Here is an 18,639-nt window from a genome sequence, read left to right as displayed (position 1 = left end):
AATGGATATTTTAAAAGCAACCAAGTCCTTGTTTTCAAAAAATAAAAGTGAAGATAAGACAAAAGAACCTGTACAAAAAACACCTGAGAATATAGATATGACAATTAATGAAATAGTTAATAACCTGGAAAATCTAAATAAAGAAATACAAGAAATCCCAAAAAAAAGTGTTGCCCATAACATGGTAGCCAATGACTTTGAATATCAGTTAACAAAGGTTTATGACTTTTTAGCGGTTAACCCTGAAGGTACTAATGATCAAGAACTTAATAAACAAATAATTGCTAGTAACGAGTTAATAGAATTAACAGGAGCAAAAATTAAATTTGGAAAAGGACGTATAAAGACACTAAAAAATCTCATGATAAATATTAAAGCTAAATCAATTAAAACTGAACCAACTAAAGTTGAACCAACTAAAGTTGAACCAACTAAAGTTGAACCAACTAAAGTTGAACCAACTAAAGTTGAACCAACTAAAGTTGAACCAACTAAAGTTGAACCAGCTAAAGTTGAACCAGCTAAAGTTGAACCAGCTAAAGTTGAACCAGCTAAAGTTGAACCAGCTAAAATTAAAGAAATAGGCGGCAGTAGTTCTCACAGCGTCTACTCTACTGCTCCAAAAAGAGAAAGCATGGTTCAGAAAGTGATTCCGAATAATAAAGTTGAATTAACAGATACATCATCTAATTTAACGTCAATTTTATCTCTTGTGGAAAAGGGGCTAAAGAGTTTAATAGCTAAAAGTACAAGTGAATTCGCTAATAAAGTTGATAATATTAAACACTTTATTTCACAAGTTGAGAGATCATTAGATCAAAAATTGGACCGAAATGTAAAAGCTACTATAGATGCTTCTACAAAGCTTCATAATGAACTACAAAATGTAAGCAAATCAATTCCTAAAGATATACTTAAAAAAGAAGATTTCTCTTTTGAATTAGGCCAGCAATTTAAAAAACTGGATTCACTAAAAGATGTATCTGAAGATTTAGAGTCGCTCCCAGCAAACTACAAGTCAATTAAATCTGAATTAGCAAGTATTAACGATAAACTAGATAATGTATCTACCTCATCTGTAAAAAAATCCTCAGTCAAGGTACCAAAACACGAGAAAGCAGTTGCCGATTTAGCAACTTATATGCGTGATGGGGTAGAGCAGTTAGAAAATATGTCTCGTCTTTATGTTGAGACAATAGCAGGTATTGAAAGTATAGAAATTGAAAGAGCGCAACATACTGAGCAATTGTCAAAATCTAAAGATGAAGGAATAAAAGAAGGAACTCAGAGAGGGGAAGGGCTTTTAGCTAAAAAAATTGCTGAACAATTTCCTACTGAGTTTGAGGAAATTAAATCTATTTTTAGTTCGGTGATTAGTTTTGAGTATGCTGTAGGTCAAGCTGTTGAGGTAACCAATGAGAATAAAAACGGCCTTATGCCTTACTTCTCTACTGAACTAGAATTGGGTGAATATCAAGTCATTAGCTCAGACATATTAATAGCAGGCGATATAGTAGTTAAAGCAAGAGTTGAAAAAGTAGCGCAGTCTACCAAGGAAGGCTAATTGTGGCTAACTATTTAGGGATAGATTTAGGTACAACTGAAACAACGGTTTCAGTTATTGAAATTGAAGGTTTTGAACCTCCTCTTGAGAAATTAAGAACATTAAATATTTATCAATATGATGAGAAGCATGTCTTTGATCGAGATGATAAAGGCCTATCTTCTAGTATTTATATCGATAGAGATAATAAAAAAGTGTATACCGGCCGTTATGCCAACACACTTTATGCTAGTGGGAACAAACCATTGAATACAATAAGGTCAGTAAAGACTCGTATTGGTGGTGAATCGATGATCCAGGTACCTTTAGATTCAGAGACCCAGAACTTATCTTCTTATGACATGACGGAGCTATCATCACTTTTATTAAAAACGGTAATAAATTCTGTTTCAAAACAAGTGACGGGTGCTATTGACGAAGTTACTATTACTATTCCTGCGGGATTTAATAGTGATGAACGTGCAGCTACAATGAAAGCTGCTAAATTAGCAGGCTTTAAACATGTGCACTTACTTGATGAACCAACAGCCGTACTTTTAAACTATCTAAACATTAAAGATGATCTAGATAGGATGCCTGATGATTATTTTTATACTAGAAAAAATGTGCTTGTATACGATATTGGTGGTGGTACTTTAGATATTTCAATTGCGAAAGTTGAAGATAATTACGGTGATTTTAAAGTCGATATTTTAGGCCGTTCAAAGCGCATGGATTTTGGTGGTGATGATATAGACAAGCGCATTGCTGCATATTTTTTAAGTGAATTTGAAAAAATTAACAGTTCTATAGAAACAAGAACTATTGAAGAGCAAGCGGTTATTGTTTCGAGAATAGTTTCACAAGCAGAAAAAGCTAAAGTTTCTTTTAATCAAAAAATTGCCAAAGTTGCAGATAATGTTCGCCGTAGAGAAAGAGCTAAAGAGCCAGTCAATTTTGAAATTATTGATAACTTAAAAATAACAGATTTATTGATAACAGATAATATATTAAAAGATATTCTGTCACCTATTATTTCTTCTAGCGGGACGTTGGTTCAACCGATAAAGAAAAGTTTACGTGATAGTGAACTTACCAAAGAAGATATTGACCTTGTTATATTAACAGGTGGAACAGGTAAGTTTTACCTTGTTGAAGAAACCTTAAGTAAATTTTTTGGTGATAACGTTGAAATAATCGATTTTACAGAAAGTAATGCTGTTTCTAAGGGAGCAGCAATACATAGTTATAATCAAGATGAAGATGAATTAAAAAAAATTGATATTTCTGACATTATGAGTGATTCCATCTTTATTAAGAATGGTGCGAACTTTGATAAATTAATATCTCATGATCAAGAGTTGGATAGTTCTGGGGTTTATTCATACAAATTTTTAGAAGGCTCTGATCGACTCGATGTATTTCTCTACTACGGAGAGAGTGCTAAGGATCCTGCTAAACTTACTGAGATTACGGGAGTATTTGAAACGTTGAAAGATTATTATCGAGAAGGTGATATAGTCGAATTAGGCTGGACGTTTGACTCGAATAAAATTTTGAAAATATCTCATGACGGTAAAGAGCTAATTACTACAAATGATATGACAGATAATGGTAATGAGTTAATTAATAACTTCCAGCTTAATTAATTGTAAATCGTAATATAGTCGTTTTTGTTAATCTAAGGTAACGTTGAAATGACAGAGTATTATATTCAAATTAAAAATATTTTTTACAATTAAAAAGTGCCCATAACACATTTTGTGCAACTACCTGTTTTAAATAAACGTCTATAACGGTCTTCGAATTCAATCATAAATCGATTCAAGGCCGTTTTTCAATTTCTTACTAGCATAGCCCACTTTTTTAAGCCGCATCTATGGCAAGATAACCACTTCACTCACCCTCAGAAGTTAATAGCTTACTCTTTTAAATCTATTTTTTCATAACCATATTAAAGGACTCTAAGCATTTATAGTATGCCACAGTGCTCAAAGAATACAATGTGGTGATGTTATTACAATCCATAGGCAGGGTCTCGCAGCCATGCTGCGAGGGAATAAAACCGAATGCTTTAAAGCTTGGGATAAGATTTTAATAGGTGTTGATTATGTCAATCCAATTATAGCTTTATGTAAACACTTGAAGTCAAAATTTATCCCGCATTACTGATAAGCCATGATTAATTTACATGGTAATAATAGCAGTGTAAAAAATGCTACATTTCATGCTACAATCATTATACAAAATCTAACCGTAACTAGTTGATTTTTAAGACGACTCATGTGCCGAGGTGTGGCTGCTAGGGTTGCCACCAATCCCTTTATTATCAATGATTTATGTATCCTTTAGCACTTTGCTACATGGACTGCTACATTTTAGCGACTAAGACTCCTCATTTATATATTCGACATGGTATTTATTACTATCGATACAACTCCTTTTAGAAATCTCTAAAAACTTCTGATAAATAATAAATTTATTTTTTGACAATATCTATGGATCGCTAAACCACTTCATTATGAGCCTAGAGATTGTTCTGATTCCCCTATGTTGATTGATATCAATCACTGGTAAATAAAGCAAAAAATAATTATTTAACTCGGGTAAATTAGCGGCAAAATTAAGAATGGCGCTGCACCAGTTACACTGAAACATTCGGTTGGATAAGTGGCTAGACAGTTTTATCGATAATCTTGCTCTAATGTCCTAGAAATAGTAAGATTTTCACTGAAACCAATTAGTTATAAATTAAAAAGGAATTAAAGTGACTATACTTTGTAAAATTTTATTCAAGGGCGAAATAGAAGAAGGTTTTAATAAGGGTGAGGTAATAAAGAATCTTGCTGATATTTTAGGTGTTGACGCTTCAAAAGCGCCTGTTTTATTTACAGGTAGAACCGTTTCCTTAGCCAAAGACCTCAATGAAGAAGAAATGCTTAAGAAAGCATCTCAATTTATGGCAATAGGATTAAAAATAGACATAAAAAAAGAAGTATTTGATTCCACTCAAACAAGTACCCAAGAAAGTTTTTCGAAAGAAGAGCTTACAAAAAAAATATCCTCCGTAGGTAAAAAAATATTTAATAAAGAAACGCTAAAATCTTTTACCGAGCAAGCTGAAAAAATTAAAGACGCATCAGTTAATTTTAGTAAACGCTCATCAAGTGAAGTACCGAGTAACGACACCGATGAAAATCTCCCTAAAAACGCATCTGACAAAAAATCAATTAATTGGCAAAATAAATACTTTAGTATTGTGACATCGTTTAGCTTTTTTGTTGCTACGATAGCTATCATTTCATCAATAACATTCAGTTCCTCTACTCTGATGGGACACTTAAACTCATCTAAAATTGAAGAAAGTAGTGGTTTGCCAACCTATGAGGATTTAAAAGGTTCTTTAGAACAAAAGGAACTTTCTAGATATGAGCCAGCTGATGCAGAATATGATACTTCTGATTCTGAAGCTAAAATTAAAAATGAGATTAATAGAAAAGATTATATTGAAAAGATTAATTCTTATTTTATTGATGTAGAAAAAAATATAAATTCTTATGCAAAAATATTAAGTCAACAGAGTGTTAAAGAATATGGTTCGGAACGACTTAAAGATAATATTCAACGTTATAACGAGTTTGGTTATAAATATTACCAAGCAGATAAATATGAAGTATGGAAATCAATAATCCAATTTACAGATAATATGTCAAATGATGCAGGTGATGTTAGCGAACTCAAAGATGGTGATTATAGAAAGCAAGAGTGGGAGGTCACTATAAGTTGGTTTTTAGATAAATATGAACAAAAAGTTCAGAATCATCAAAAAGAACAGCAAAATATCGATGAAGAAACAGTAAGGTTGAAGCAAGAATCTTCAGAAGCATTGCTTTATGCACTTTATTCGTTCGCTATTTTTATGGTATTCACTTTGATATTGACTCTACTGAGAATAGAGAAAAATACTAGAGGTGATTCCCTGACTACTCGCTAATTTTAGCTTATATATTTTGTTAAAGCTTAAAATGAGGCAACTGACTTGTAATTTAATCAATGCGTTAATTTTTTGTTGAAATAGGGTTTATATCAATATTTATAGAGATTAATAACATTTTTTTGTACGTGCTATTCTCGCCGTTATTGTGATTTCAAGCATCTATGACCGCTTTGGTTGCGAAGGAACCAGTCAAGGCATGGCACCACCAGAGGTTTACATTTATGTCACCTGCAAGTTCGTTGTTGTTTTTTGTATGGCATCAGACAGTCAGTAAACGTACTTAAAGGCACTGAAACACTCACAGGTAAGCGTAAAATAATAATACAGGCGTATTTTGCCCTTTATGCTTTTAAAGGCATTAAGGGGCTTAGGCGATGGCTGGCGAACTTGAAGCATTAAGTTAACTAATTACTTGAAAGAGGAATGTTAACCGGTATTAAAACTATAACGGTTCAATGAAAGGGGAGGTCGTTGTTTAAAGGCAATGCTTAAAAATAAAAGTAAGTGGCCATTAATTTGACCACTTCCCTTATCAAAAAATAGTGGGTAGCCGTTAGGTATTATGAGTTTTCATAAACTCTATCGCTTTACTGATAGCAACTTTAACATTATTTTCCATTTCAAAACGCTCTGAAGCAGGTAAATAGAATGACATATCAACTTCATGTCTTATATAACGAGTCGGTAGTTGATTTAGTACGACACAGGTTAAGTCAGCAATAAAATCAGCTTCATATTTCTCTTCTAATTTTAGCGCGGCAAAATGTTGTACGACTAATTTTTCATAATAGTTATGAATGTCATCAGATATTCTCATTCCAGCCCTCTTTACGATTAAATAATGAATTAATTTATTTTTTGTTATTATTCAAGATTAATGCGAGATGAAGTAAAAAGCGAGTTATTTAACAGATATCATCGCGGTTTTTCGGAAACTTCTATTTCGCGCTCTATTTTTGAAATAGCTTGACGACAACGACCTAATCTTTGGTGGAGAGCAAGGACTTCATCCAATATTTTCTTCGCTTTAGCAGGCGTTGCACTTTGACGAAGTTGTTCTCTTTCATTGAGCATAGCGAGCAAGCGGCGCTCAAACTCGTGATGTTCTGCTAATTGCTGATAAAGCGCTTGACTGGATTTAAAGAGTTCTTTTGCTGCCTTCTTATAGCGTCTAGCGTTAATGGCCGTTAGTCGGTATTGTGCTTCTTGATGGAGACCTTTGTTTGATCTTATTGCATTAATTATTGATGATATTTGTTGCTCAATACCTTGGAGTCTATTTTGTGATAGTTCTTTTTTTCCACTGTGCAATAACCGAGCTAATTCAATGGTTTTACCACGCACTTCATCAACATATGCGCCTATTTTATCACTATTGGTGGCAAACAAAGCTTCTGAAAATATATCTTTATCTTTTAAAAGATAATGTGATTTAGTCTGCTGGTTTTCAGTGTCAATAATTTTAGCCTGCTCTGCTAGGCTATCTAAAACAGCTGTAATTCTGTCGATTGCTAATTGCATATTTGACTACCTCTTGACCTTGTTATTGAGTGAACCACGCATGATAAGTTAAATTTGCTGACATAGAAATAACGACGATGATGAAAACCGGACGAATAAAGCGGTTACCAAATTTTATTGCCCAATGTGCTCCCACAGCAGCACCTAGCATAATAAATATCCCCATCGAAATACCGATAATAAAATTAACATAACCAAAATAAATAAAGGTTAATAAGCTACAAAAGTTACTAACAAAATTAGTCGAACGCGCTAAGCCGCAGCTCAGTAATATGTTTATTTTGTAGAGTGCACTTGAGGATGCGGTCCAAAATGCACCGGTTCCAGGACCGGCGAAGCCATCGTAAAACCCTAAGAGTGATCCCTGAATACTTTGGGTGACTTTTACCCGAAAAGTTAACGCAGGCAGCCCCTTTAATTCAGTGACAATTGTTTTAGAAAACAGGGTGTAGATGGCAGTGATAACGATAACAATAGGAATAAATTTTTCGAGAAAATCACCTGACAAATAGCCAACAGCAAACGTGCCGGCAACAGCACCTATTGCGGTATATAAAATAGATAAACGCCAAAATTTAGGATCAAATAACTTTTTACGATAAAAAGTCACAGAAGCAGTTAATGAACCAAAAGAAGCGGCAAGTTTATTTGTACCTAAGGCAAGGTGTGGTGGTAAACCGGCCGAGAGTAATGTTGGTACCGTTAGCATACCTCCACCGCCAGCTATTGCATCGATAAGCCCTGCAATAAATCCAATGGCACATAAAGTGAACCAAATTTCAAAATTAAAAGTTGAATCTATAAACATAAATAAATATAGGTAAATTAGTGCTATAGGCGAATAGTAGCACGGTTTTAATCTTCAGATATGTCAATTTACCAACCTTTTTTTCATAAATATTGTGAATATTTTAATAAATAAATTTGACTTAGTACGAATGAATTAGTAAAACTAATAGGAGCAAATATATTTACAGAAAATTGTGTTTGTTTAGTCGCCTAATTTACTCAAAAAGTTCTCTTAAATCACTTATGGTTTTTTTAACTGAATGTTTAAATTTTGTAACGAGACCAGCATATTTATGTAATTTGCTGGTAATTAGCAGCCTTTTTTATGTACCTAGTTGACAGCAACGCTGTCGTCTGGGAGTATTGCATGGTTTTATTCTAGAGAAATAAAAACTTAAAATGGCAGATTATTAAATTTGCGTTAACATCTCCATGTTATCCACATTCAATAGCAATTGGTTGGGAACTATGTCCAATGGTTGGGAACTATGTCCAAATTTAGCAACAAGAAAAGCCTTATCGCTTCGACGATAATTGGCGCACTAGCATTAACAGCAAGCAACTTCGCTTCTGCAGATGCATTATCAGAACTACAAAAAGCAGAAGCTAGCACATTTGAAGCTTCTAAAAAATCACAACAAAAAATCAATAGTATTTATGAACAAACTATCGAGCTTTTAGGTGAATATCGTTTAACTGTTGACGAAGGTGAAACTTTATCTCAATACAATGATCACATTCAATTGATGGTTAATGACCAACTTGAGAATATCCAATCTTTAGAAGATCAGATCGCCGGTATTGACAAAACTAAACAAGGTATCGTTCCTCTTATGTATAAGATGATTGATACGTTAGACAAGTTTGTTGCGTTAGATATTCCTGTGAATATTGAAAACCGTAAAGAACGTGTTGCTAATTTACGTGACGTGCTAGGCGCTTCAGATATTTCAGTATCTGAGCAGTTTCGTTTAGTACTTGAAGCTTATGAAATTGAAGCTAACTACGGTACTGTTTTTGCAGCTTACCAAGGTGAACTTGATTTAGGCGACCGTACAATTACTGCTGATTTCGTTCATATGGGCCGTGTAGCTTTAGTTGCTCAATCACTAGACATGAAAAATGTTTGGGTTTGGAACAATGAAACACGCGGTTGGGAAGCATTAGGCGATGAATACTTAAAGCCTACTAAAGATGCAATCGCTATGGCGCGTAACCAATTACCAAAAGATTTGACTAAATTACCAGTATTTGCAGCGGGAGCGAAATAATGAGAAAAATTATTAATTTTGTAATGCTTGCTGCGTCAATGACTGTAGCAACTTCAGCCGTAGCTAATGACTTGGATGATTTATTAAAACAAGTTAAAAACGATCGAATTTCTGAAGGCAAGCTTGATAAAGCGCGCGAAGCAGAATTCACTTCGGCTCGTGCAGACAAGCAAGCACTTTTGAATAAAGCTAAGAAAGAACTAGCTAATCAAAATACACGTAACGACCGTTTAACTAAAGAATATGCTGCTAACGATATTACTATCGCGCAACGTTCAGTTGAATTAGACAACGCTAAAGGTACTCTTGGTGAAATGTTTGGTGTTACTCGTGCAGCTGCTGCTGATGCTTACGGTCAAATCGTAACATCAATTGTAAGTTCTGAATTTCCTGGACGTGGCGCAACATTAGATGTTATTGCCAACTCTAAGAAAATACCTGAACTTGAGCAACTTGAAGAGTTATGGATTGCTTTACAAACTGAAATGACCCAATCGGGTAAAATTTCACAGTTTAGCGCTGAAGTAACAAGCTTAGATGGTTCAACCTCTACGCAAACAGTTACACGTATCGGTACTTTTAACTTAGTATCAGCTGATGGTTTCTTAAACTACAATGATGAAGTTGGTCAAATTCAACCTTTGGCTAAACAGCCAGCTGGTTATATTTCTAGCACAGCTTCTGATTTCTTTGGTGAAACTTCTGGCTATCATCCTCTATACGTAGATCCTTCACGTGGTGGTATCTTAGCACTTGAAACTCGTAAGAAAGTTCTTATGGAGTTCTATCATGAAGGTGGCACTGTTGGTTATGCAATCACAGTATTACTTGTTATCGGTTTCTTAATTGCTTTAGAGCGTATGATTTTCTTAACGACTATTAGCACTCGTATTAAGACTCAAGAGAAGAATCTTGAACAGCCTAATGATAACAATCCACTAGGACGTTTAATCAAGGTTTATCACGAAAACAAAAATGTTGACGCTGAAACACTTGAACTTAAACTTGATGAAGCTATTTTACGCGAAACGCCGAAAATTGATCGTGGTATCAACTTAATTAAAATGTTTGCGGCTATTGCTCCATTGATGGGTCTATTAGGTACAGTAATCGGTATGATTATGACGTTCCAAACGATTACATTGTTTGGTACAGGCGACCCGAAAATTATGGCCGGTGATATCTCTCTTGCACTTGTAACAACTGCATTAGGTCTAATTTGTGCATTACCACTTATCTTAATCCACAGCGTTGTTGCGGGTAAAAGTAAGTCAGTATTGCAAAAGCTTGACGAGCAAAGCGCAGGATTAATTGCTGCCATTGCTGAGAAGGAGTCTAAATAATGTTATTCCTGATAGAGCTTTGGGAATCTGTCAGGAGTTTTATTGCGACAGGTGGTAACGTATTATATGTTGTTGCCTTCGCTCTCTTACTGATGTGGGTAATGATGATTGAACGTTACTGGTTCTTATCAAGAATTTATCCTGCAATGAAAGACGATATCGTCAATCGTTGGGATGCACGCCAAGATACTACATCTTGGTATGCCCATCGGATTAGAGATACTTGGATCTCCGAAGCGACAGAATTACTAGAGCAACGTATGCTCACAATTAGAACCTTAGTGGCAATGTGTCCACTGATTGGATTGCTAGGTACAGTCACCGGTATGATTGGTGTGTTTGAGACAATGGCTCAACAAGGTACAGGTAATCCGCGTCTGATGGCTGCTGGTATATCAATGGCTACTATCCCGACAATGGCGGGAATGGTTGCTGCGTTATCAGGAGTGTTTTTCAGTACAAGGTTAGACGCTAAAGTTAAACTAGCAAAGGCTAAACTGATTGACAGTTTACCTCATCACTAGAGAGATATTCGAATGGCACGTAAACGTATTCGTGAAGACGAAGAAGCAGTAATTGATATGACACCGATGCTAGACATCGTATTTATCATGCTGATCTTCTTCATTGTAACCACTTCATTTGTAAAAGAAGCTGGTATTGAAGTTAACAAACCTAAAGCCGCTAACCAAAGTAAGCAAAAATCAGCTAACATCTTTATTGCTGTTAGAGAAAATGGTGAAATTTGGTTAGATAAACGTCGCGTTGATGTCGAACGTGTTGCCGCTAACATTGAAAAATTATTAGCAGAGCAACCGACTGATGTTGTTATCATTCAAGCAGACAAAGATGCAAAACATGGTATCGTTGTTAAAGTGATGGATGCGATTAAAGATGCAGGTATAGATAGAATTTCTATTGCTGCAGCGAAGGGGTAGTCTATGGTTCGCTTTTTAGTTTCATTACTACTAGGCGCAGCGGTAACTTTTGCACTATTTTCTTTTATGGCTTTTCTTGTTTCAAGTGGTGACATGACGAAACAAGATCCATTAGATAATATTATTGTAGAAGTTAATACTACGCCGCCTAAGTCAGCAGCAGAACGTCGACAGCGTGTACCGCCGCCGCCGCCACCGCCGCCAAAAACGCCACCTAAGCCTCAAGCTCCAGAGCCTGAAGCTAATAACAACTCAGGTGGACTAACGTTTAATATGCCTAGTGTGCAATTATCTGGTGCTAATTCAGGTATGTCTGCTCCAGGAGCTGGTTTTGGACGTGACGGTGATGCATCACCAATCGTACGTATTGATCCTAAATATCCACAGCAAGCTGCTCGTGATGGTAAAGAAGGCTGGGTTAAGCTTTCATTTACCATTAATGAACTTGGCGGTGTTGAAGATGTTGAAGTTATGGATTCAGAACCGAAACGTATATTTGACAGAGAGGCTAAACGCGCTTTGAAAAAATGGCGTTACAAGCCAAAAGTTGTTGACGGTGTTGCTCAACGTCGTCCTGGTTTAACGGTACAACTAGACTTTAGTATGAATAAGGAGTAATCAGAATGAATAAGATTTTTATATCTATATTGATCATAGGTTCAGTAACGATTGCTCATTTACCTTTATCTTCTACAGCTTATGCTGTAGGAGCCGAACCGAGTGAACGAGCAGAGCGTAAAACGCAGCTGGTTGGTCCTTCTGTTGGTAAAAAGGTAGCTAAAGCTTTTGAAGCTTATGGCGTTGAAGCTGAAGATGGTTCTAACATTGATAATGCCTTGTTTTTGCTTTTAGAAATAAACGCAAAAAAAGATTATGATATTGCCTTCCTAGATCGTTTTATTGGCGTGATGTATGCGCAAAAAAGCGATGAAAAGAATGCAATTATCTATCTTAACAAAGCGCTTGCACCTGATATCTTGAATGAAAAAGAGCATGCCGATTCACTGAAACTAGTGGGTGACTTGCAGATGCAAGTTCAAGGCTATAAAGAAGCGCTTGTTGCTTATGATGCTTGGATGAAGTTCACAGGAGAATCTGATGGTAATGTTTGGATCAAAATAGCTCAGGCTAATTTAGAACTTAAACAATACGCTAAGGTTATTCCTGCTGCTGACAATGCTATCGCGGTTTTTGGTGATAAGAAAAACCAAAACCCACATGTTCTTAAATTAAATTCTTACTATGAACGTAAGATGTTTAAAGAATGTGTTGATGTTTTAGAAACAGCAGTGCAGTTATTTCCTGAAGTTAAATTATTTTGGACTCAATTAGCCTCGTTTTATGCGATGGTTGAGGATTATCCAAAAAGTTTAGAAACATTGGATCTAGCTTATAAGCAAGGTTTTCTTGACAAAGAAAACGAAATCAAAATGCTTGCTAATTTGTATGCACAAAGTCGAATTCCACATAAAGCAGCTGTTTTATTGGAAAAGTATATTGATTCGGGTGTTGTCCCTCGTGATGACAAAAACCTCTTTACTTTAGCGAACAGCTGGCATGCTGCTCAGCATATAGGTAAAGCTGCTGCTTACTACGGTGAATTAGCCAAAATGACTAATTTATCTAAGCATTACAGCAAGCAAGGTATGTTGTTAAATCAAGATGAGCAATTTGCTAAAGCGATTGTTGCTTTAAAGAAAGCTATCGAACTTGGTGTTAGTAACGAAGGTCGATTGAATCAAAGTATTGCTGAATCTTACTTTTATCTTGAAAATTATAAGCAAGCCAATGTTTATGTACAAAAAGCATTAAAAGACCCTAAGTCTCGTAGAACGGCTAAAGGTTGGGTTAGTTATATTAAAGATACCGCAGCACGTAAGAAAGTTTCTATTTAACTTCTTTTATCTTTGCGTTAAAAACCAGCCCTATGGCTGGTTTTTTTATCGCTAAAATTCCTTAAGTCTAAAAGATACTTGGTTAAATTTAGTTAATTGTCTTTGATAAACTTTTAGACTAACCGCCTCATTAATATAATCGAGCCGTTGTAAAGGTTAGGACTTATTATTGATCTAGATCAACTTTCTCTAGAAATAGATCTCGTTGTCGGCTAGAATGCGCGCTGATTATTTTCAAGTTAACGAGATAAAAATGTCAGACGGCGAAGACTTTAAAGACAGTTCATCTATATTTCACTTATTAGCAGCGCTTATTGTATTAGTTTCAGCGCCGCTTTTACCTATGGTAATGGGTTGGTTTACGCTGCTTTCAAATTAGTATTTTCTCGTTTAATTAGAAATAAGAAGTATTAATTCTATGGTTATATTACTTGCTGATGATAAGCAGAATATTTTAGATTTTATTACCCCGTTACTCGAACAACAGGGCCATATCATTGAAACTGCTACTAATGGTTTAGCTGCTTTTGAAAAAGCGCAGCAGCAGCCTTATGACCTCTATATTATTGATCACCTTATGCCTTTTATGAACGGTGTTCAGTTATGTAAAAATCTTCAAAAAAATCCACTTACCGCCAATACACCTATTATTTTTATGACGACTCAAAACACCGCAGATGTCATTGCTTTAACTCGCTTACTTCATTTTAAAGCTATTATTGCCAAGCCTATTAATGAAAACAGTTTGTTAAATGCGGTAAATGAAATAAATCATTTAAATAATACCAATACAAGTCGTTATTCACTGTAAATCATCGTACTTTTGCTTTATTCTTTAGCCTTGATAATTTTTTACTTTTGATATGCTAACGATGACTGAAACTGAACTCTCTCTATTACAAAACTCTATTCACGCTGTACCTGATTATCCTAAGCCAGGCATTTTATTCCGTGATATTACCGGCTTGCTCGATAATCCTGCTGCTTACCAGCTAACCATAGACTTATTTGTCGCTAAATATAAAGATTTTGGCTTTACTAAGATTATTGGAACTGAAGCCCGTGGCTTCTTTTTTGGTGCGCCTTTAGCATTAGCGCTTGGTATTAGCTTTATTCCTGTTCGCAAACCAGGTAAGTTGCCAAGAGCAACAATCAGCCAAAGTTACCAACTTGAATACGGAACAGACACCTTAGAAATTCATCAAGATGCACTAACGGCTAATGATAAAGTTTTGATCGTTGATGATCTGCTTGCCACCGGTGGCACGATTGAAGCAACGTTAACCCTCGCTAAAAAGCTTGGTGCAGAAGTTACAGATGCTGCATTTGTTATTTCATTACCTGATTTAGGCGGTGAAAAACGTTTAACTGATCTTGGCTTATCGACCTATTCTTTATTGCAATATAACGGCGATTAGGCAGTGATATGAGTTATCAAGTATTAGCACGTAAATGGCGCCCTAAAAAATTCACAGAATTAGTTGGCCAAGAACATGTTGTCACCGTTTTAGTAAACGCACTAGAGCAACAACGTCTTCATCATGCCTATTTATTTACCGGTACTCGCGGGGTCGGTAAAACAACGATAGCTCGAATTTTTGCTAAAAGCTTGAACTGTGAACAAGGGATCACTTCAACCCCTTGTGGTGTTTGTGATACTTGCCAAGATATTGACCAGGGCCGCTTTATTGATTTACTCGAAATTGACGCGGCCTCCAAAACAAAGGTTGATGATACCCGTGAAATACTTGATAACGTTCAATATGCACCGACACGCGGTCGTTATAAAGTTTATTTAATTGATGAAGTACATATGTTGTCTCGTAGCAGCTTCAATGCGTTATTAAAAACGCTTGAAGAGCCACCTGAGCATGTCAAGTTCATTTTAGCGACCACAGATCCTCAAAAGCTTCCGGTAACTGTGTTATCTCGTTGTCTGCAATTTCACTTAAAAGCATTAACCGTTAGCCAAATTGAACAAAAGACTCAGCAAATTCTCACCGCTGAAGATGTTTCAGTTGAACCCGGTGCGTTAACTTTATTAGCCAAAGCCGCTCGCGGCAGTATGCGTGATTGTTTAAGTTTAACAGACCAAAGTATCGCACAAGGGCAGGGAAGTATTACTCTTGCCAATGTTCAGCAGATGTTGGGCGGTGTTGATCAAAATTGGGTTTTTAAAATACTCATTACCTTATTAAAGCAAGACCCTAAAGCGCTGATGCTACTTTCACTAGATATAGCCTCTTATGCACCTAATTATAGTCGTTTAACAGCAGAACTTATTCAGTTGTTACATCAAATTGCCATGACACAAGTTATTGGTCAACACTTTGATTTGTCACCTGAGCATAACCAATTGGTTGATAAGTTCAGTAAAGCAATGAGTGCTGAAGATATTCAGCTTTATTATCAAATAGTGCTCAATGGCCGCAAAGACCTACCTTACGCGTCTGATGAACAAGCCGCCTTTGATATGCTTTTACTGAGATTATTAGCATTTACACCCCTTAAAAATAATCATAGCTTACCCGATACTAAGGCCAGTCAAGTTAGCGACTTTGACGAGGTAAACTTTGATGACAGCAATATCAGTAAAGCTGATGATTTTGTTGCACCACTAGTTGAGCAAGCTTTAGTTGAACAAGCTTTAGTTGAGCAACATTTAGTTGAACAAGCTTTAGTTGAGCAACCTTTAGTTGAGCAAGCTTTAGTTGAGCAAGCTTTAGTTGAGTCACCTAACAGTATGACCAACGTTGCAGCGGTCAATGCATCGCAAGTAACAACAAGCCCTTTTGAAGGCCAGCCCGTTGAGACTTTAGAGCAAGACGCTCCTTCCATAGATTTAGCCGAAGCAGCCCCAAGTATCGATACCGCTATTCCTCAATCGCCTATAGAAAAAGCTATAGCGACACGGAACATGTTACGTAGTCGAAAAAAAGGGTTGGAAAATAGCGCAAAAAAGTCAAATGACGCCAAAGGGCGTCAAGATACAAACAGTCGGGATGTTATTGAAGCAATAACACCGCAAGAGCCACGTTCAGATGTGCCTGCATTAACGTCTATCTCTGAGCAAGCTTTTGATGTTAGCGCGATAGACCCAGCAAAAATTCGCTCTGCAAATCAAGTTGATAAATGGGCAAATATGATTGATGCCATGTCGTTAACGGGACGACTGCGCCAATTAGCGATACATGCAACCGTTGATGAACAATCTACTGACGACTTATTGCTACTTAACTTAAATCAAGCGACTAAACATTTAAACAGTGATGTTGCTCATAAAAAGTTAGAACAATGCATTTCTGAATTTTTACAGCGACAAATTACAGTAGAGTTAACAATTGTTGATGAAACCTCGCATGATCCGTATCAAATTCAAACACATATCAATGATAAACGTTATGACTATGCGAAAGAATTACTACAAAATGATGAAATAATTATTGGTTTGAAAACTCATTTTCAAGCACAATTAGATGAAAATACGATTGTAGCATTGTAACTGCTACTTGATATTTGTCGCGTTAAGATCTATCTTTGGCGGCAACTGAACTTTGGAGAAAAAATTATGATGAAAGGTGGCATGGGCAACTTAATGAAACAAGCCCAACAAATGCAAGATAAAATGGCTAAAGCTCAAGAAGAATTAGCCAAAATGGAAGTTATTGGTGAGTCAGGTGCCGGCATGGTTAAAGTCACCATGACAGGCGGACACAGTGTTCGACGTGTTGAAATTGACGATAGTCTAATGGCCGACGATAAAGATATGCTTGAAGATTTAGTTTCAGCCGCATTTAACGATGCCGTTCGTCGCGTTGAAGCGCAAAATAAAGAAAAAATGGGTGCTTTAACAGGTGGTATGCAATTACCTCCTGGGATGAAAATGCCATTTTAAGCTCTACTCTTAATAAAAAAATGGTACCTTTAGGGTGCCATTTTTTTTTGGAGGTATAAAAGGTACCATTTAATATTCAAATAGATTCATTAGGTGGTGGGGGAATAAATTTCAAAATAGAGTTTGAATAAAACTGCCCGCTTAGTATGTTTTACAGACATTCATCTCTAATTTCTTGCCATATATTTTCTATAGATTATTTCTGGAGTATAACTGAGTCGTTTTAGGCTTAGCGATTTTTATAAAAAAATGATGTTTACTATTTATAATTTGTTGATATTATGGGATATTGATAAAAATAGATAAGTGTTATGGGGCGGGTCTTATGGAAATATACCGATAATACCGCCAAATAATGTTTAATCATTCTTGCGTAGTATGCACATTTACTAAGAGCGGATGTACTATTTGGTTAAATAAGGATATCTAAGCGGATGTTCAACAGTTGACTATTTTCGACTATATTTAGCCTCTTAATAAAGCGTTAGGCTTTCTAAGACTCCGCTAGTCTAGCGTATCTTTATATTGGAGTTATTAATAAAAGGATTTACTCGTGAAAGATGTATTTGTTTTCGATGCAATGTTAACCCCTAAAATAATCACTTTTGTCTATTGGCTTATGCTTTTAGGCTGTTTAGTTTCAGGTTTGGGGGCTATGTTCACTCAATATGGTGGTGGGTTTTTAGCTGGTTTAGGTATCATCGTTCTTGGCGCTATTGGTTCAAGAATTTGGTGTGAATTATTAATTGTTTTATTTAAAATTCACGAAAACTTACAACGAATAGCTAATAAAGCTGAATAAAGCAAAAATTTCGAAGTTAAAAAATATACTTGGCTAGCGCACCTCGCATGTTAGCCAACTCTATCTCTGCCATTTAGTCGGGCATAGATACAATTTAATCTTATTGTACTCTTTTATATAAATGGCAATAATTTCTCGCAATATCTGGGCAACTACCAAACCTTATCATTAAATATTGTTTGCTTGTGTCCAATCTTTGAGCTTTTCTAAAATATCTAATGCGGTCCGGCCAAAGTCGGTGATTTCATAGGCGACGGCAATAGGGCGATCGCTAATAACTTCACGCGTTACTAAGCCTTGAACTTCTAATTCTTTAAGGCGTTGATCAACCATCTTTTTACTTGCGCCACCTAACATCCGAGATAATTCGTTAAAGCGTACCGGACCATCTTTTAAATGCCAAAGGATAGAGGCTTTCCACTTTCCTCCTAAAACGCGCATACCTCGTTCAATAAGACAGGGCTCCTGACAGCTTTGTGAATTTATTTCTTTTAACTTAGTCTTTGTTTTTATTGTATTTGTCATTATTATTCTATTTTTATCTTGGTGGTTACTAAAAGTATACTGGTTGCTTTAATTAACCACTCTAGCATAATGTGGATATATAGCCAATTTACTCTCTCGATGCATTAGTATTAATGCAAT

General features: G+C 35.9%; 19 protein-coding genes. 15 read left to right on the top strand and 4 right to left on the bottom strand.

Annotated features, from left to right (window positions below; translation table 11 throughout):
* Position 1 precedes the first annotated feature (1 nt).
* The 3 genes from ESZ26_RS19435 (at position 2) to ESZ26_RS05125 (ending at position 5,537) form a co-directional block, all read left to right on the top strand.
* A complete protein-coding gene (locus ESZ26_RS19435; RefSeq protein WP_244947074.1) occupies positions 2-1,564 on the top strand; it encodes a hypothetical protein in 1,563 nt (520 codons plus the stop codon).
* A gap of 2 nt (positions 1,565-1,566) precedes the next feature.
* Positions 1,567-3,192 (top strand): Hsp70 family protein, encoded by a 1,626-nt coding sequence (locus tag ESZ26_RS05130; protein ID WP_146798604.1) that lies wholly within the window; start codon positions 1,567-1,569, stop codon positions 3,190-3,192.
* Between the two features lie 1,118 nt (positions 3,193-4,310).
* Positions 4,311-5,537 (top strand): hypothetical protein, encoded by a 1,227-nt coding sequence (locus tag ESZ26_RS05125; RefSeq protein WP_146798603.1) that lies wholly within the window; start codon positions 4,311-4,313, stop codon positions 5,535-5,537.
* 556 nt (positions 5,538-6,093) lie between these two features.
* Here the strand turns inward: ESZ26_RS05125 and ESZ26_RS05120 are convergent.
* The 3 genes from ESZ26_RS05120 to ESZ26_RS05110 all read right to left on the bottom strand — a co-directional run bounded on the left by ESZ26_RS05120 (position 6,094) and on the right by ESZ26_RS05110 (position 7,869).
* A complete protein-coding gene (locus ESZ26_RS05120) occupies positions 6,094-6,357 on the bottom strand; it encodes a late competence development ComFB family protein (RefSeq protein WP_070374088.1) in 264 nt (87 codons plus the stop codon).
* A gap of 98 nt (positions 6,358-6,455) precedes the next feature.
* Entirely contained in the window at positions 6,456-7,061 is a 606-nt protein-coding gene (gene priC / locus ESZ26_RS05115; protein ID WP_146798601.1) for a primosomal replication protein PriC, read from the bottom strand.
* Between the two features lie 22 nt (positions 7,062-7,083).
* Positions 7,084-7,869 (bottom strand): TSUP family transporter, encoded by a 786-nt coding sequence (locus ESZ26_RS05110; RefSeq protein WP_146798599.1) that lies wholly within the window; start codon positions 7,867-7,869, stop codon positions 7,084-7,086.
* A 469-nt stretch (positions 7,870-8,338) separates the two neighbouring features.
* Between ESZ26_RS05110 and ESZ26_RS05105 the strand changes: the two genes are divergently transcribed.
* The 12 genes from ESZ26_RS05105 to ESZ26_RS05055 all read left to right on the top strand — a co-directional run bounded on the left by ESZ26_RS05105 (position 8,339) and on the right by ESZ26_RS05055 (position 17,994).
* Positions 8,339-9,121: a DUF3450 domain-containing protein gene (locus tag ESZ26_RS05105; protein ID WP_146798597.1), complete on the top strand. Its 783-nt coding sequence runs from the start codon at positions 8,339-8,341 to the stop codon at positions 9,119-9,121.
* Positions 9,121-10,464 carry a MotA/TolQ/ExbB proton channel family protein gene (locus ESZ26_RS05100; RefSeq protein ID WP_146798596.1) on the top strand — a complete coding sequence of 448 codons (1,344 nt, stop codon included), beginning with the start codon at positions 9,121-9,123 and terminating at the stop codon, positions 10,462-10,464. Before ESZ26_RS05105 ends, ESZ26_RS05100 begins: the two co-directional genes overlap by 1 nt.
* The gene (locus ESZ26_RS05095; protein ID WP_146798594.1) at positions 10,464-10,988 is read left to right on the top strand and encodes a MotA/TolQ/ExbB proton channel family protein; all 525 of its coding nucleotides are present in this window, start codon (positions 10,464-10,466) and stop codon (positions 10,986-10,988) included. Before ESZ26_RS05100 ends, ESZ26_RS05095 begins: the two co-directional genes overlap by 1 nt.
* A 12-nt stretch (positions 10,989-11,000) precedes the next feature.
* Complete coding sequence (locus tag ESZ26_RS05090) at positions 11,001-11,402, top strand: ExbD/TolR family protein (protein ID WP_070374082.1); 402 nt, start codon at positions 11,001-11,003, stop codon at positions 11,400-11,402.
* A 3-nt stretch (positions 11,403-11,405) separates the two neighbouring features.
* Positions 11,406-12,020: an energy transducer TonB gene (locus tag ESZ26_RS05085; protein WP_146798592.1), complete on the top strand. Its 615-nt coding sequence runs from the start codon at positions 11,406-11,408 to the stop codon at positions 12,018-12,020.
* A 5-nt stretch (positions 12,021-12,025) separates the two neighbouring features.
* Positions 12,026-13,297 carry a tetratricopeptide repeat protein gene (locus ESZ26_RS05080; protein WP_146798590.1) on the top strand — a complete coding sequence of 424 codons (1,272 nt, stop codon included), beginning with the start codon at positions 12,026-12,028 and terminating at the stop codon, positions 13,295-13,297.
* Between the two features lie 205 nt (positions 13,298-13,502).
* Entirely contained in the window at positions 13,503-13,676 is a 174-nt protein-coding gene (locus ESZ26_RS19175) for a hypothetical protein (protein WP_170246301.1), read from the top strand.
* A 39-nt stretch (positions 13,677-13,715) separates the two neighbouring features.
* Positions 13,716-14,108 (top strand): response regulator, encoded by a 393-nt coding sequence (locus ESZ26_RS05075; protein ID WP_146798588.1) that lies wholly within the window; start codon positions 13,716-13,718, stop codon positions 14,106-14,108.
* 61 nt (positions 14,109-14,169) lie between these two features.
* The gene (apt, locus tag ESZ26_RS05070; RefSeq protein WP_170246310.1) at positions 14,170-14,715 is read left to right on the top strand and encodes an adenine phosphoribosyltransferase; all 546 of its coding nucleotides are present in this window, start codon (positions 14,170-14,172) and stop codon (positions 14,713-14,715) included.
* An 8-nt stretch (positions 14,716-14,723) separates the two neighbouring features.
* Positions 14,724-16,799 carry a DNA polymerase III subunit gamma/tau gene (gene dnaX / locus ESZ26_RS05065; protein ID WP_146798584.1) on the top strand — a complete coding sequence of 692 codons (2,076 nt, stop codon included), beginning with the start codon at positions 14,724-14,726 and terminating at the stop codon, positions 16,797-16,799.
* A 63-nt stretch (positions 16,800-16,862) separates the two neighbouring features.
* Positions 16,863-17,192: a YbaB/EbfC family nucleoid-associated protein gene (locus ESZ26_RS05060; RefSeq protein ID WP_146798582.1), complete on the top strand. Its 330-nt coding sequence runs from the start codon at positions 16,863-16,865 to the stop codon at positions 17,190-17,192.
* Positions 17,193-17,745: 553 nt separating this feature from the next.
* Positions 17,746-17,994, top strand: a complete 249-nt coding sequence (locus tag ESZ26_RS05055) for a DUF4282 domain-containing protein (RefSeq protein WP_146798580.1) — start codon at positions 17,746-17,748, stop codon at positions 17,992-17,994.
* A 168-nt stretch (positions 17,995-18,162) separates the two neighbouring features.
* On the opposite strand, the gene ESZ26_RS05050 is transcribed toward ESZ26_RS05055, so the two are convergent.
* The gene (locus ESZ26_RS05050) at positions 18,163-18,519 is read right to left on the bottom strand and encodes a winged helix-turn-helix transcriptional regulator (RefSeq protein ID WP_146798578.1); all 357 of its coding nucleotides are present in this window, start codon (positions 18,517-18,519) and stop codon (positions 18,163-18,165) included.
* Positions 18,520-18,639: the final 120 nt, after the last annotated feature.

The sequence above is a fragment of the Colwellia hornerae genome (assembly GCF_007954355.1).
Classification (GTDB): Bacteria; Pseudomonadota; Gammaproteobacteria; order Enterobacterales; family Alteromonadaceae; genus Colwellia_A; species Colwellia_A hornerae.
The sequence above is the reverse complement of the archived record's forward strand: the minus strand, read 5'-3'. Positions and strand labels throughout refer to the sequence as shown.